Source organism: Streptomyces sp. NPDC058880, assembly GCF_042742535.1.
In the GTDB taxonomy this organism is placed as follows: domain Bacteria; phylum Actinomycetota; class Actinomycetes; order Streptomycetales; family Streptomycetaceae; genus Streptomyces.
Genome location: NZ_JBHYMC010000011.1, coordinates 65684 through 81117, shown reverse-complemented (window position 1 = coordinate 81117; position 15434 = coordinate 65684). Strand labels below are relative to the sequence as shown.

Annotated in this window: 12 protein-coding genes, 1 tRNA gene and 1 pseudogene; 11 read left to right on the top strand and 3 right to left on the bottom strand. The window is 70.0% G+C overall.

Annotated elements, in window-relative coordinates:
* Positions 1-26: 26 nt before the first annotated feature.
* The gene (locus ACFW2G_RS09360) at positions 27-1619 is read right to left on the bottom strand and encodes a M4 family metallopeptidase (RefSeq protein WP_384581053.1); all 1593 of its coding nucleotides are present in this window, start codon (positions 1617-1619) and stop codon (positions 27-29) included.
* 589 nt (positions 1620-2208) lie between these two features.
* Here ACFW2G_RS09360 and ACFW2G_RS09355 point away from each other — a divergent pair.
* Positions 2209-3792 carry a S8 family serine peptidase gene (locus ACFW2G_RS09355; protein WP_384581051.1) on the top strand — a complete coding sequence of 528 codons (1584 nt, stop codon included), beginning with the start codon at positions 2209-2211 and terminating at the stop codon, positions 3790-3792.
* A gap of 235 nt (positions 3793-4027) precedes the next feature.
* Here the strand turns inward: ACFW2G_RS09355 and ACFW2G_RS09350 are convergent, their stop codons facing one another.
* Complete coding sequence (locus tag ACFW2G_RS09350; protein WP_037927888.1) at positions 4028-4705, bottom strand: hypothetical protein; 678 nt, start codon at positions 4703-4705, stop codon at positions 4028-4030.
* A gap of 319 nt (positions 4706-5024) precedes the next feature.
* On the opposite strand from ACFW2G_RS09350, the pseudogene ACFW2G_RS09345 reads away from it, so the two are divergent.
* The 10 genes and pseudogenes from ACFW2G_RS09345 to ACFW2G_RS09300 all read left to right on the top strand — a co-directional run.
* A pseudogene (locus ACFW2G_RS09345) lies at positions 5025-5617 on the top strand (SWIM zinc finger domain-containing protein); the annotation flags it as partial.
* Between the two features lie 125 nt (positions 5618-5742).
* Positions 5743-6996, top strand: a complete 1254-nt coding sequence (locus ACFW2G_RS09340) for a hypothetical protein (RefSeq protein ID WP_384445461.1) — start codon at positions 5743-5745, stop codon at positions 6994-6996.
* Between the two features lie 147 nt (positions 6997-7143).
* Entirely contained in the window at positions 7144-8448 is a 1305-nt protein-coding gene (locus tag ACFW2G_RS09335; protein ID WP_384581049.1) for a competence protein CoiA family protein, read from the top strand.
* Positions 8449-8776: 328 nt separating this feature from the next.
* Entirely contained in the window at positions 8777-9346 is a 570-nt protein-coding gene (locus tag ACFW2G_RS09330) for a hypothetical protein (RefSeq protein ID WP_384445465.1), read from the top strand.
* A 34-nt stretch (positions 9347-9380) separates the two neighbouring features.
* The gene (locus ACFW2G_RS09325; RefSeq protein WP_384445467.1) at positions 9381-10034 is read left to right on the top strand and encodes a hypothetical protein; all 654 of its coding nucleotides are present in this window, start codon (positions 9381-9383) and stop codon (positions 10032-10034) included.
* A 93-nt stretch (positions 10035-10127) separates the two neighbouring features.
* On the top strand, positions 10128-10421 hold the full coding sequence (locus tag ACFW2G_RS09320; protein WP_128984616.1) for an AbrB/MazE/SpoVT family DNA-binding domain-containing protein: 294 nt from the start codon (positions 10128-10130) through the stop codon (positions 10419-10421).
* A 476-nt stretch (positions 10422-10897) separates the two neighbouring features.
* The gene (locus tag ACFW2G_RS09315; RefSeq protein WP_384445471.1) at positions 10898-12094 is read left to right on the top strand and encodes an ATP-binding protein; all 1197 of its coding nucleotides are present in this window, start codon (positions 10898-10900) and stop codon (positions 12092-12094) included.
* Positions 12091-13161 carry a ParA family protein gene (locus tag ACFW2G_RS09310; RefSeq protein ID WP_384445473.1) on the top strand — a complete coding sequence of 357 codons (1071 nt, stop codon included), beginning with the start codon at positions 12091-12093 and terminating at the stop codon, positions 13159-13161. The genes ACFW2G_RS09315 and ACFW2G_RS09310 overlap by 4 nt, the downstream gene beginning before the upstream one ends.
* Positions 13162-13199: 38 nt before the next feature.
* Positions 13200-13349: a hypothetical protein gene (locus ACFW2G_RS09305; protein ID WP_384445475.1), complete on the top strand. Its 150-nt coding sequence runs from the start codon at positions 13200-13202 to the stop codon at positions 13347-13349.
* 286 nt (positions 13350-13635) lie between these two features.
* Positions 13636-15012, top strand: coding sequence for an IS1380 family transposase (locus ACFW2G_RS09300; protein ID WP_384581047.1), 1377 nt, complete (start codon positions 13636-13638; stop codon positions 15010-15012).
* Between the two features lie 264 nt (positions 15013-15276).
* On the opposite strand, the gene ACFW2G_RS09295 is transcribed toward ACFW2G_RS09300, so the two are convergent.
* Positions 15277-15348 (bottom strand) — tRNA-Arg (locus ACFW2G_RS09295).
* Between the last annotated feature and the right edge of the window lie 86 nt (positions 15349-15434).

Here is a 15434-nt window from a genome sequence, read left to right as displayed (position 1 = left end):
ATACCGGCCGCGCCCGGAGCGCCCGATCAGCCGACGTTGACGGCACCCCAGGCCTGCGCCACGGTCCGGTACTCCTTGCTGCCCTTGCCGTAGAGGTCGCGGGCCGCGTCCAGGGTCGCGCCCCTGGCCTCGTGGTAGTCGGTGGTCGAGGTCATGTAGACCGTCAGCGCCCGGTACCAGATCTTCGCGGCCTTCTCGTTGCCGATACCGGTGACCTGGGAACCGTCACAGGTGGGACTGTTGTACGCGGTCCCGTTGACGGTCTTGCGACCGCTGCCCTCGGAGGCCAGGTAGAACCAGTGGTTGCCCACTCCGGAGGACTGGTGCGGGTCCATGCGGCGGACCTTGGGGCTCCAGCAGTCGGGTGACCTGCCGTCACGCGAGGGCTGGTCCAGGCGGCGCAGCCAGGGCGGGGTGGACCGGTCGCTGAACAGGTAGTCGGGGGTGTCGTCGCGGTTGTCCGCGTACCACTCCACCATGGTGCCGAAGATGTCGCTGGTGGCCTCGTTGAGTCCGCCGGCCTCGCCGTGGTAGCGGAGCCGGGCGGTGGCGGCGGTGATGCCGTGCGTCATCTCGTGCCCCATGGTGTCGAGGTCGACCTGCTCGGTGTCCTTGCGGCCGTCGCCGTCCCCGGTCAGCATGCAGAAGCAACTGTCGTCCCACTGGGCGTTGTCCCAGTGCTTGCCGACGTGGACGAAGACGGTGGGTGCCCGACCGTCGTTCCTGATGCCCTTCCGGCCGAAGGTCTTCTTGAAGTAGTCGTGGGTCAGGGCGGTGTTGGCGTGCGCGTCCACGGCCGCGGTGGACCGGTCACGGGACAGGGTGCGGCCGTCGCCCCAGCGGTTGTCGGCGTCGGTGAAGAGCGTGCCCGACGCCGCGTTCACCCTGCCGGGGCGGATGTTCCCGGCATCCTTGGTGACGTGCCCGCGGACCGGGTCGGTGAGGGAGAACCCGCCCCTGTGGGGGCTGGTGTCCAGGGGCACCTTGCCGGCGTAGGCGGAGCGGCCCTCTCCGCGCGCCTGGTGCTCCGAGGTGTAGCTCTCGATCCGCTCGCCGGTGGCGGCATCGGTGACGACCACCAGTCCGGTGGGCTGGTCGTGCGCTCCCACGCCCCGCACGGTGGTCTGCCAGGCCAGTCGGGCCGTCCCCTCCACGGCCCAGACGACCAGCCGGGGTTCGGCCACGGCCTCGCGGATGCCGGTGGCCGCGCCGTGTGCCGCGGCGGCGGCCTCCGACACGGTGACGACCGGTTCGAGGGACCGGACGACGGGGCTGTGTCCCTTGGCGCGCGAGGCGCGCGTCATCCTGCCGTTCCGGTCCTGGTGGACCACCAGGTCGCCGCCGATGACCGGGAGCCCCTGATACGTGCGCTCGAAACGTATGTGTCGGGTACCGTCCGCGTCGACGACTGCGTCCGTGAACCGCAGGCTCTGTCCCGGTCCATAGCCGAACGCCTTCGGGTGGCGTGCGACGTCGGCCTCCGCGTCCGCCACGTTCCGGTCCAGGTCGGGTTCGGAAGCCGAGGCGGCGAGCTGCAGGCCCGCCGCGACCAGTAGCCCGGCGGCCAGAGCGGCTCCGGTTCTCACCCGGCGGGCGGTGGATCTCCTGCGCTTGTGCATGAGTGCTCCTCCTGTGCGCGCGGCCCGGGGCGCGGACGCCCCCACCGGTCGCCGGCGTCCGGACGTACCGCCCGCCCCGGGCCGAACCGCGTCTTCGAGGATCGGCGTGGAGCGGACGCTCCCGAGCCGTCCCGGGGGATCGGTTCGGCACGGGCTCGTCGGTACGGCTGCGCGACGGCACGGCGGTCCACCGCACGGTGCGGTGGACCAGGCCCTCTCATGAGGAGGGAGTGGAGCCGAACGCCGGCCTCCCGACGCTTTATCGACTCGTGACCGGCTCCGCGCCCGGCTCCGCGCCCGGCTCCGCGCCCGGCTCCACGGCGCCGGTGCAGCCGCACCGACGGACCCGCGCGCATCGGCGAAGGCAACCGATCGGGCCCGGGTCCTCGCAGGTGGGCGTTGCCCGGCTCGGCCGTGCGCTTTTCAACCACCCAACGGCACTTGTGCATTGGAGGGAGATGGGTCACTGTTCTGCCCGCAGCCCGAGGAGCGCACAACTTCCGCACAGCTCCTGCACATGCGGAATTGTCATGGGCCTGCCAAGTCTGTGGAACTCCACGACACCCCACCTCTCACAAGGAGACCCCCCATGTCCGCGTTACGCACGCGACGACGCAGAACCAGCCTGGCCGGACTGCTCCTGGCCTCCGCCCTGGGCGCCTGCTCCCTCGCCGCCCCAGCCGCAGCAGCGGCGGGAACCGGCGGCACCGGCGCCGTCCCGCACACCACCGCCGCCGCCGCCGTCCCCGGCAGCTACCTCGTCACACTCCGCCCCGCCCTCGCCGACTCCGACGGAGCCTCCGGCAGAGCTCTCGCCGAGCGGTACGGCGCCAAGGTCACGCGAACGTACACCGCGGCCCTCAACGGCTACGCGGTCGAACTGCCCGAGGCGCGGGCCAGGCGACTCGCCGCGGATCCGGCGGTCGAATCGGTCGTCCAGGACCAGGTGGTCAGGATCAACGGAACCCAGCCGTCCCCGCCCTCCTGGGGCCTGGACCGGATCGACCAGGAGAAGCTGCCACTGGACCAGACGTACCGCTACCCGGACTCCGCCGGCGAGGGCGTCACCGCATACATCATCGACACCGGTGTCCGCATCACCCACCAGGACTTCGGCGGTCGCGCCTCCTACGGCTACGACGCCGTCGACGACGACAACACCGCCGCCGACGGCCACGGCCACGGCACCCACGTCGCGGGTACCGTCGCGGGGTCGTCCTACGGCGTTGCCAAGAAGGCGAAGGTCGTGGCGGTCCGGGTCCTCGACGACGAAGGCTCCGGCACCATCTCCGGGGTCGTCGCGGGCATCGACTGGGTGACGCGGAACGCCGTCAAGCCGGCCGTCGCCAACATGAGCCTCGGCGGCGGGGCCAACACCACCCTGGACAACGCCGTTCGCAACTCCATCGCCTCCGGCATCACCTATGCCGTCGCGGCCGGCAACGAGGACGAGGACGCCTCCGGATCCTCGCCCGCCCGCGTCTCCCAGGCGCTGACCGTCGGAGCGACCACGAGCGGCGACGACAGGGCGTACTTCTCCAACTACGGAAGCATCCTCGACCTGTTCGCGCCCGGCTACTCCATCACCTCGGCCTGGAACGGCAGCGACACCGACCGCCAGACCATCTCGGGCACGTCGATGGCCGCCCCGCACGTCGCGGGCGCCTCCGCCGTCTACCTCGCGGGCAACCCGTCGGCCACACCGGCGCAGGTCTCCGCCGCCCTCACCTCGGCGGCCACCGGGGGAGTCGTCGGCGACCCCGGCAGCGGCAGCCCCAACCGCCTGCTGCGCGTGGCAGGCGGGGGCGACGAGCCGCCGCCGCCCGGTGGCGACCGCTACGAGAACACCACCGACTACGCGATCAACGACCACGCCACCTCGGAATCGCCGATCGGTGTCAAGGGGCGCTCGGGCAACGCCCCGTCCGCGCTGAAGGTCGACGTGGACATCAAGCACACCTACATCGGAGACCTCCGGGTCGAACTCCTCGCGCCGGACGGCAGGGTCCACCTGCTCAAGGACTACGGCGTCGGCGGCAGCAACGACGACCTGCGCGCCACGTACACCGTCGACACCTCGGCGTCCCCCGCCAACGGCATCTGGAACCTCCGGGTCCATGACAACGCCTGGTGGGACACCGGAAAGATCGACGCCTGGTCCCTCACCTTCTGACCCACCCCCGCCCCCTCTCGCGTCACCCCATCGCACCCCCGCCCGGCCGGGCGCACCGGGGCGGACCTCACCACGAGGTCCGCCCCTCTCCGGCACTCCGACGTCGGGGACCTCGCGCCGCAGTGCGCTTCTGGCAGCCGGTCCTCCGGTCTGCGGCGGGCGACCGCATCGGCCACGCTCCGGCTGCGGACACCGTCGGCCCCGCCTCCCAGAGGCCGAGGAATCGCGGCCGGGGTTACTTCCGTCCGGGGGTCCACTTCATGCCGAGCCGGTAGGCGCGGGAGATCTTGTCCTGGACGCCGGGACCGTCCGCCGGAGTGAACCAGCGCACCTCGCGTTCGATGACGAGTTCGCCTTTCTGGCGCTTGATGAGGGCGATGGCGCAGGCGTTCGCCTGCGGCGGGCATGCGTCCAGGACCACCCGGAAGCGGTCGCCGCGGTCGGAGGTCAAGGTCACCACGGCGTCGAGGCCGCGGAAGTCGCCGGAGCCTTCGTAGATGTAGACGAAGAGCAGGAGCTTCTGGAACTCAGCCTGGTGGTCCAGGTTGATGACGAGGTTCTCCCCCGTCTCCCGTGCCCCGGTCCGGTCGTCCGCGTCGAGGGCGACGTACGGGAAGCGGTCCACCGCACCGAAGGCGTTGCCCAGCGCCTGCACGACGGTCTTGGAGCCGTCGGTGCAGCGGATCATGCAGCCGAGGTCGAGGTCCACCGTCCTGGCCGAGGCGGAGGCCGAGCGCAGCGAGGCCCGTATCCGGCCGAACAGACCGCGCGCCTCGCCGGCCGCCTGCCGAGCGGCGGCCTGCGGCGAGGTCCAGTTGAGGTTCACTTTGATCAGTCCGGAGGTCACGCCGTGCTTGGCCAGGGAGACGGTGGGGGCGGCCTTCGTCAGGTTCACGGTGGCGGGCGTGGTCATGCGGCACCTCTCGGGGAAGGCCCGGGGAGCCGGGGTGATCAACGACCGTACAGGCGGGGCGTGAGGCACCGCAGAGCATCGGTCGTTGACGGCCTCGCACGAGGATCGGCCCGTCGGCCCGTCGGCCCGTCGGCCCGTCGGCCCGTCGGCCCGTCGGCCGGGCGGCGCGGGGAGCGGGACGCGGAGGCGCGTGGTTGCTGAAGACGGCAACGGTTCGCGGAGGGGACGCCGTGCTGATCCCTGGGATTGTTCGCCCTGCCAGCCGTTAGTGTGAGGGCCGTTGGAGGCGAATCCGAGCCGGAGCGGAGCGCGGAGAGTCGTGGGCGGTCTTACGGAAGCGAAGCTGAGGGCGCTGGCCGGGGAGCGTTCGTTCGAGCGTGGACGTGGTTATGTCGACGAGGTGTCTGGGGTCGAGTTCGGTGACGGCTGGATCAGGGCATCGGTACGCGGCACGGAGCGGTACGCGATGGAGCTGCTCCCGGGCGGGCGCGGAAAGCCGGCGGGGACGTGCGATTGCCCGTACGGCCAGGAGGGCAACTTCTGCAAGCATCTGGTCGCCCTCGATCTGACGGTGATCGTTCAGGAGGCCGACCTGTCTCGCAGGCGGAAGGCGGCCCGGGACCGGCCCCACGGCCTCGATGCTTGGCTGACCGGCCTGTCACGGGACGGCCTCCTCGCTCTCGTGCGGGAGGAGATGGCCGAGGACCGCAACTTGCGGAGGCGACTGGAACTGCGGGCGGCGAGCGCCGCGACGACGTGGCCGGGATCCGGTCCCGTTTCCGTGAGCTGCTCGACATCGGCCCGTTCGCCCAGTACGGCTCCTTCGAGTACGCCGATGCCCGTGCCCACGCCGACCAGGCCCGGCAGGCGGTGTCCGCGTTTCGTTTGCTGACCATCTCGGGCCGGGCCGCCGCCTCACCCCGCCCCCGGACCACGGCGCCCGCCACCCAGCCTGACGCGCACCAACGCGCCTACGCCTACGCGGCCCGGACCCCGGAGAGCACCCCGGTCCGGGCCGCGACCCGAAAGGAGTGACCATGGATGACGAGATCCAGCTGATCAGGGACGGCGATGGCCTGGCGGTCATCGGCAATCAAGCGACGGTCGAACGCTTCCTCATCTCAGAAGGGCTGCCGTCGCAGGCCCTGCGGCCGCGACGGTTCCGATCCGCCCTCGGCAACGCGGCCGGAGTCGCGCAGGCAGGTTCCGACATCGCTGCCCACTCAGGCCGCTGGGTGAAGCTGAGCAAGGACTCCGCGCGGCGTATCGACCAGCTTGGGCTCAGGAAGAGTGCCAAGACGGGTCTCAGCACAGGTGTGCTGAAAGGGCCCAAGGGGCAGAGCAAGGGGTTCGTCGAGTTCGCGAAGGAGCCCGGACCCCTCCGGGGCAACCCGGCGCAGTTGTCGAACGTAGCGGCGGTCATGGCGCAGCTTGCGATGCAGCAGGCCATGGACGAGATCACCGACTACCTCGCCGCGATCGACGAGAAGCTCGACGACGTGCTCCGCGCCCAGGAGGACGACGCGCTGTCGAAGATTATCGGCGCGGAACTCGTGATCGAGGAGGCCATGACCATCCGGGACGAGGTGGGCCGGGTCTCCGACATCACGTGGTCGAAGGTGCAGGCCACATCGGAGACGATCGCCACGACCCAGGTATACGCGCTCCGCCGGCTCGACGCGCTCGCGGAGAGGATGGAGCGCAAGGCCAAGATCGGTGAACTCGCCGCGGCGGCAGAGGACGCCGAGTCCAAGGCCCGGCAGTGGCTGGCCGTCCTGGCCCGTTGCTTCCAGCTCCAGGACGCGATAGCCGTGCTCGAACTCGATCGGGTGCTGGACGCGGCTCCGGAGGAGCTGGACCGGCATCGCAGCGGCATCCGGATCGCCCGAAGGAACCGGCTGGATCTCATCTCGCGGAGCACCGAGCGGCTGGTGGCCCGGATGAATGCGGCCGCCGACGAGGCCAACGCGAAGGTGCTGCTGCACCCGACCAAGTCCCCGGCCGTGGTCCGGTCGAGCAACCAGGTGGTGGCCGGTGTCCACGACTTCCACGGGCGGCTCGGGATCGAGTCCGGTCGCCAGTCGTCGGAGACGAGACGATGGGCGGTCGCGGCGGTGGAGGTGAGGGACAAGGCGCTGGAGACGGGAGTGAAGGGCGCCGATGTGGTCAGAAGTCTCGGCAACGAGACCCTGGACCGGGCAGGTTCGGTGAAAGACAAGATCAGCAGCGGGATCGCCGAGCGAGCGCGTCGCCGCCGCGGGGACGCGAAGGAACGCGACGAGGAGGGCTGAGCGAGCGCCGACCGCCAGCCACGTGGGTTCCCGTCGGGCCGGCGGCCCCTCTGCTGAGCCTCCTCAGCCGGCTTGCAGACCGTCGCTCCAGCCCCGCACCAGGATCAGCTGGCCGTACCCACCCACCACCCGCCCTGGAGCCGTGCCATGACGCCGTTCGCCGACGAGGAAGACACCCGCAAGGTCCAGACCGCCGTCATCGGCGGGGCGGGATCCGACGACCCTGTCTTCCTCCCGTACGACTACGACGAGTTCGACCTCTTCATGCGGGGCCGCTCCCGCGACGACTTCTACTGCGGCACACTTCTCGGCGGCTGCGGCAAGAAGCTCGCCGCCAAGCGCTACACCGAGAAGAAGTGCCACTTCGCCCACCGCCCACCCGTCCACTGCCGTCGCACCGCGAACGGCGAGTCCAGCGCCGACCACCTCTACATCGGCCAAGCCCTGACCCGGTGGCTCGCCCGGCAGAACCACCGGCAGGCCAAGGCGTCGTACCGCACGGTCGGGGACAGACCGGGCGGCACGGTGGACTTCCGGCTGTCCGGCGGGCGGCAGCTCATACGGGTGCAGATGGCCCGGCTGGGTCTGCACCCGTGGCGACAGGAGGCGGAGGACCTCGCCCGGGGCGCCGACCACGTTGAGTGGCTCTTCGGGCCGGACAGCATGCTGGCCTTCGACCGGGTGGAATCCCATGGCTACGCGATCCGCGCCGAGTGCCGGACGGTAGGCGTCACGCGTGAGGTGCGCATCGGGATCCAGCTGCCTGGCAACACCATCGAATGGACCACGCTGGAGGAGTGCTCCCTGACTCCTCAGGGGGTCGTTACCCCGGGTTTGGTGTCCACCCCTCAGGGCATCGTGCCGCGCGGGTCGGCCGAAGCGGCCACCACCCCTACGCCCCGGCTCTCCTTCGCGCTTGCCGACGATACGGTGGCGTTCACAGGGGCCGCGCCGAGGGCCGACGTGCAGTCGCCGACGGGGGCACCGGGCAGCGTCTACGACGCGGACATCCAGCCTCTCGGCTCGGACGTGATACGGGCCCGCATCGTCCTTCCTCACGCCTCGACGCCCCCCCAACCCGTCGAGGGTGTACCTCCTTCGGGAGCGGGTGACCCTGACCCCCGTCGACGGCACGACGGCAGACACGCCCGCATGGCTTCTCGCCGCCTCCAAGACGCGACGCCTCGACGCCCGGGAGGCGGCGGCCTGGAACGGACTGAAACCACCCCAGCCGGTACCCGCGGTAGCCACGCCCCTCCCCGTCGAGCAGCTGCCCGCACCCCCGAGTCCACGGCTCGACGACCGCGAGATCGTGGCCTCCTTCCGGAGGACCCTGGAGCGGACCGCCCGCGCACGTGGCCGGATCACATGGTCCAAGCTCGTCGGGAGCGCAAGGGCGACACCCCAGCAGTTCACCTCGGAGCACCAACGCAGGCTTCTCACAGCGCTTGACTTCCCGCGCGCTCAGGACAAACCGGTACTGTCCTCGCTCCTCAGGACGGAGAGCGGCGAGGTCCCGTCCTTCTTCGCCGCCGTCCTCACCGAGCTGGGCTGGGCACCGGGCCTCCCGGGGAACCAGGTTCGCCACATCAACGAGATGGAACGGCGGCGCGCCTACGAGACTTTCGGGGACAGCCCTGTCGCGGCCCCGCCGACGCCGCCTGCCTCCCCGGCGACTCCACGGCTCCAGCCCATACCGCAACCCAGGCAACCGCAGGGCCGGCCACAAGCCGCCGCGGCCAGGCTGACTTCGCCGACCGGTCTTCCGACCCTCCAACTCGTGCTCGCCGTACGCGAACACCTCAAGGCGCGAGCGAGGAAGGGAGCCGACGACATCACGTGGCGCGAGCTCTCGGGCAACACAGGATTCGACTTCGGCACCCTGTCGGACGAGCGGCGCACCACCCTCTTGTTCCGTGTGGATGAGCCCCTCAGGAGGCATGACCTCATGTACGCGGCCCTCGTCGTGACGGACGACGGCGAGCCGCTGCCGTACTTCCCCCAGCTCCTTCAGCGCCATGGACGTCCGGTGCCGGGTCTCCAGAGCGAGGCTCATCAAACCCGGCGGCTGGAGGCGGACCGTATTCGTGACGCGTACGCATCTGGCGCCCGCGGGTCGGGTGGTGTGACCCCCATGCCGCCCGCTGCGGCCACGGCCCCTGCTCCCGCCCCCGAACCGTCTGCCGCATCGGCGCCCGCTCCGGCTGAGCGCCCCCTCGACACCTCCGTGACCGCGGCCATCGGAACGCTTACCGGACTGCGCTGGCGATTCGACCATGCGCGGCAGGTCGGCGACCTCGCCGAGGCCAAGCGCGTCTGGCAAGCTGTACGGCACCAAGCTCCCCCCTGAGGCACAGAGCCAGTACCGTCCCCACCTGCGCGACATGAGCGAGTGGGTACGGGAGCGCGAGAACGAGAACATTCAGGCGAACCTCCGCAGGCTGCTCGATGACCTCGCGCGGCGGCAGGGGCTCGCTGACATCGATGCCCTTCGTGACGGCCTGGCTGGTGCGCAAGAGCTCAAGAGGAAGCACCACGGCAAGCTCCCGCAGGACCTCCAGGACGCGTACGGCGCCTGCGAGGGACGACTTGCCGAGCTGCTCGCCGTGCCGTCCGGCAGCGTTCCGATCACTTCCGCTCCGGAGACGGAGGAGGCGCCCCAGTCGGCCGGGGCCAAGCTGTCAGAACTCGCTGCTGTTGTTCGCTCCCTTCTGGAAGACACCGCGCGGGACCGGGCCGTGCTGACGTGGTCCGCGATCCGGCACCGGCTGAACGTGGAACTTCCTCACCTCCACCCGGACGATCAGGGGCAGGTGCTTGTCCTCGCCGACGCGGACACGCCGGCGGACGAACCGCTCCTCTCCGCCTTGGTCACGACCAACGAGGGGGATCTCCACCCGCTGTACCGGCACGTGGCCTATTCGCTCGGCCGGGAGACACCCTCGGGGCAGGACGAACTCCATGCACGGTGGCAGCTGGATGTCCTTCGGCTCTACGGCATCTGGAAGCACCGCCGACCCGCTGATGGCAGAATGTGAGAATCTCGGAAAGTCGGAGACTCGCACTTTCTTCGGGTTCTGGGTAGTCTGGGGGGGCGAAGAAGACATGGGATGGAGAGAGGGAGGTCACTCATGGCCGCGACCACGTTCCATGCCAGCGTGCGCGACAAGGGGCAGCTGACGTTGCCCGCAGGGGTGCGCGAGGCGCTGGGAGTCTCCCCGGGTGACGAGCTTGAGTTCGCGATCAACGACGCGGGTGTCGTCGAGGTTCACGGGCTACGGAAGATCCGCACCGATCAGGCGTGGTTCTGGACGGAGCGGTGGCAGGCGGGGGAGCGCGAGGCGAGCGAGGACATCGCGGCCGGACGCACGACCCGTCACGAGGACGTGGACGAGATGTTCGCGCACCTCGGCAAGGAGAACTGACCCCGACCCCTGGGAGGCCCATTGCCGACTTTCGAGACGACCGCTCGCTTCGACCGCGACTTCAGGAAGCTCCTTCCGGAGGAGCGGGCGCGGTTCCAGGCGACCATTCGGGACAAGTTCGTGCCGGATGTGACCAGCGGGCGGTTTCGGCCCGGCCTCCGGGTCAAGCCGGTTCAGGGGGTTCCGCTCCCCGCAGGCGCGCGTCCCGTCATGGAGATGACCTGGGCGCCTGATGGGCGTGCCACCTGGCAGTACGCGGACGAGGTCCGCGCGGGTGAGCCTCACATCATCTGGCGCCGCGTGGGCGGACACGAGATCTTCGATCCCGGTCCTGCCTGAGGGACAGAGGGCCGTCGACGGCGGATGCCGGTCGACGGCCCTCGCGCGGTCCTGGGGCGCACAGCCCCGGCGAGCGGCTGAGAGGCGGGCCCGTGCGTGGGCGGTCGGAGAGTGAATCCGCACGGCAGAATGGGCCCGTGAGCGACGAAGAGGCGGACCTGGCCGAGATCCTGGGGACCCGGGAATCCGCATGGCTGGAGTTCAAGCGCAGCCCCAAGCGCGAGGGGAAGCGGGGCGACGCCATCGGCAACGCGGTGTGTGCCATGGCCAACGACCTGTGTGGTCGTGGCGGGGGAGACATCCTGGTCGGCGTGGACGACAACGGCCTGCCCGTCGACGACGTCGACGTGAGCGACCGGGCGCTGCTCCAACTCACCGAGATCCGGGACTCCGGCCTCATCCTCGACCGCCCGTCCCTCACGGTCGAGCGGGCCGTCTACCGGGGCAAGCCCGTCGTCCGGCTCCACGTGGCCGCGTCCGCGACCCCGCCGGTACGGTTTGACGGTGTCATCTGGGTCCGCCCCGGCCCCACCACACGGAAGGCCAACCGGGAGGACGAGCGGGTCCTCACGGAGCGCCGTCGGGCCAGGGACCTTCCCTTCGACACGCGCCCGCTGGAACTGGCCCGCGTCGACGACCTGGATCTGGACGTGTTCCGGCAGTCGTACCTGCCGTCGATGGTCGCCCCGGACGTCATCGAGGAGAACGGCCGTCCCATCGACCTTCAGCTCTCCTCGCTCCACCTCGCCACCCCGGCCGGCACGCCGACCACGCTCGGCGTCCTGGCCGTCGGACTGGATCCGACCAGCCAGGTACCCGGGGCTTACGTCCAGTTCGTCCGCTACCAGGGCACCGACCTGGACGCCCCGATCGCCGACGAGCAGGAGCTCCGGCAGAACCTGGTGGGGCTCTCGGCGCGCCTGGAACCACTCCTGCGCAGCAACCTCCGCACCCGGCTCGTGGAGGACGGATTCCGGGAGACCCCGCGTCCGGACTATCCGCTGGAGGCGCTGCGTGAGCTCTGCATGAACGCCCTCATGCACCGGAACTATGAGACGTCGTATGCGCCGACCCGCATCGTCTGGTTCGACGACCGGATCGAGATCACCAACCCCGGTGGCCCCTTTGGCCAGGTCCGGGATGACAACTTCGACCGTGTCACCGACTACCGCAATCCGTCCCTGGCCGCCGCGCTGAAGGGCCTCGGATACGTGAACCGATTCGGCCGCGGTATCGGCCGGGTGAGAAGGGCGCTGGAGGGCAACGGGAATCCGCCCGCCGAGTTCCAGGTGGACGATTCGTCGTGGGTCGTCGTGATCAGGAGAGCCGCATGACGTCGATCGCGCTGTTCAACAACAAGGGAGGCGTGGGAAAGACCACCCTCACCTACCATCTGGCCCACATGATCCGTCGCCTCGGTCTGAGCGTGCTGGCCGTCGATCTGGACCCTCAGGCCAACCTGACCTCCATGTGCCTGGACGAGACCGAGATCGAGGACCTGTGGGAGAACCCCTCCGAACTCATCAACCAGGGTGCGGCGAAGGCGGGACTCCCCGGTACCGGGCGGGTGCGCAGCGGACAGACCATCGCCGACGCTGTCCGTCCCATCCTCGAAGGCACCGGTGACATTGCGGCCGTCGAGCCCGTCGAGCTCCAGCCGGGGCTCTGGCTGCTGCCGGGGAGCCTCGACCTCAGCCGCTTCGAGGACAAGCTGTCCAACGAATGGTCCCGCGCCTACGCAGGTGACATCGCGGCGATCCGTACGTCCACGTCGTTCCATCGGATCATCGAGCAGGCCACTCGGGCCGTCGGGGCGGACGTCGTACTCATCGACGTCGGCCCCAACCTGGGGGCCATCAACCGCGCCGCCCTGATCTCGGCCGACACGGTGCTGATGCCGCTGGCCGCCGACCTGTTCTCGCTCAAGGGCCTCAGCAACCTGGGGCCGACGCTGCGCCAGTGGCGCGCCGACTGGCAGCAGCTCGTCCTGCCCAGGGTGCCCGCGAACATCTCCGCGCCCCAGGCCGAGATGCGTCCCCTCGGGTACGTCATCATGCAGCCGGAGATGCGCCTCGACCGGCCCGTCAAGGCGTACGAACGGTGGCTCAAGCGCATTCCGTGGGTCTACTCCTCGGCAGTCCTCAACGAGGTGGAACCCACCCGTGAGGACGACTTGCACCGCATCGCGACCATGCGGAACTACCGGAGCCTCATGCCTCTGGCACACGACGCTCGCAAGCCCATGTTCGACCTGAGGCCGGCCGACGGCGCTCTGGGCAGCACTCAGCAGTACGTGAAGACCTGCTTCAAGGAGTTCCAGACGCTGTCCCGTGAGGTGCTCGTGAGGATCGGCGAGCCTCTGGAGGAGGCCCGCCCGACGGCACCGGCGGACCGGCGATAGCGCTCCGTCGCGAAGGACACGGACCGCGTCCAGCCCTCGTGGTTGACTGCGAAGGGGCGGCGCTCCAGACCGACGAACGGGCGGGCAACAGCATCGAGGTGCTCATGACCCGGTACGTGAGGTGTCTCCACGGCCGCCAGGCCCTCGCCAACAGGCGCGTCGACGCGTTCCTGGACGAATGCAACTGAGGATCCGTCACACTCCTCGCGGCAAACCGAGCGGTCCACGCGGCCCTCGCGTCCCGCGTATGTCCCGCGCGAGTCGGTCTCGAGCGCCGGGCAGGCGTGTTCTCGTAGACGTGTCGTGGCAAAAGAGCAGGTCAGGGGGTGCGTGTGTGCAAAGGGGTGGTTAGCCTCGCGCTTTCATGAAGCGGGCTGTCCGACGGGTGGCCAGGTAAGCGAGAAGTGCCTCTGACCAGCAAGAATGAGGATTGTCGAGGTCCTTGTTCCTGCCACCGTCGGAGGCACTTCCCAGGTGAAGAAGCGTATCGGGTCCTATCCACGCGTCCGCGTCGAGGGCGGTGGCCGTGGGGTGGTGTCCCAGGCCGGGGCCGTGCTGCTGGTCGAGACGGTCCGCAAGGCCGGGCTGGACCAGGCGATATCGGCGGCGCTTGCGCCGTGGCGGCGGCCCCGGGCGGTGCACGATCCGGGGAAGATCCTGCTGGACGTGGCCCTCGCGGTCGCGATGGGCGGGGACTGCCTCGCGGATGTTGGGACGCTGCGGGCCGAGCCCGGCGTGTTCGGGCCGGTGGCCTCCGACCCGACGGTCTCCCGGCTCGTCGACGCCCTCGCCGCAGCTGGGCCGAAGGCCCTGTCCGCTATAAGGGCCGCTCGGGCCGAAGCGCGTGAGCGCGTCTGGAAGCTGGCCAGCGCTGCGGCGCCGGATGCCGCGGGGCAGGTGATCGTGGACCTGGACGGGGTGCTCGTGCTGGCCCACTCTGAGAAGCAGGACGCCACCGCGACCTGGAAGAAGACCTTCGGACACCACCCCCTGATGGGCTTCGTGGATCACGGAAGCGGCGGGAGCGGTGAGCCGGTCGCCGGCCTGCTCAGACCGGGCAACGCAGGCAGCAACACCGCCGCCGACCACATCACCACGGCCCAACTCGGCTTGGCGCAACTACCGAAGAAGTACCGGCGCGGACGCCGGACGCTGATCCGTACCGACTCCGGCGGCGGCACCCACGAGTTCGTCGCCTGGCTCGCCCAGCGCGGCCGGTGGCTGTCGTACTCGGTCGGCATGACCATCACTGAGCAGATTCACCAGGCCGTCCTCAAGGTTCCCGCCCCGGCCTGGACGGCAGCGATCGAGCCCGGCGGCGAGATCCGGGACGGGGCGTGGGTCGCCGAGATCACCGGCGGCTGCCTCAAGGGCTGGCCGAAGGGAATGCGGCTGATCGTGCGGAAGGAACGGCCCCATCCCGGCGCCCAGTTGCGGATTACCGACGCCGACGGACTGCGGCTGACCTGCTTCGCCACCAACACCACCGACATGCCGATCGCGGCACTGGAGCTGCGGCACCGCCAGCGGGCACGGGCCGAGGACCGCATCCGGGCCGCGCGGGCCACCGGCCTGCGCAACCTGCCCCTGCACGACACCGCGCAGAACCAGATCTGGCTGGAGATCGTCCAGCTCGCCCTGGACCTGCTGGCCTGGATGCCGATGCTCGCTCTGACCGGCGAAATCCGCAGGTGGGAGCCCCGCCGTCTCCGGTTCCGCCTTCTCTCCGCCGCCGCCCAGATTGTCACGACCGCCCGCCGCCGGCACCTGAGGTTCGCACGCCACTGGCCCTGGACCGACGTGATCACCGACGCGCTGGCGCGGCTCGAAGCTCTCCCAAATCCCGGCTGACCAGCACGTTCCCGTCCCTGCGAGCAGTATCACCCCGACCGGAGCCGTGGAACCCGGCGCCCACCCGACGCGACAGCCGGGCCATCAGCGCGCCCGCCACCGACCCGAACAACCGAAACGGCCCGCCGAAGAAGCCGACGGACCATCACGAAAGATCGAGGTTAGTGCAACGGCCATTTGCGCCATGTGAGTTTTGGCATGAACAAGAAAGCCCCCGACTCGCATTTCTGCAGGTCAGGGGCTTCTGTGGCACTTCCTGTGAAGTGCCCCCGGCAGGATTCGAACCTGCGCACACGGCTCCGGAGGCCGTTGCTCTATCCCCTGAGCTACGGGGGCGTGTCGCTCGTCGTGCGGCGACGGGTTGAACACTACCAGCTTCCGCGGGGTGATCAGGAACCGATGTGCGGGGGACGGGGACATGG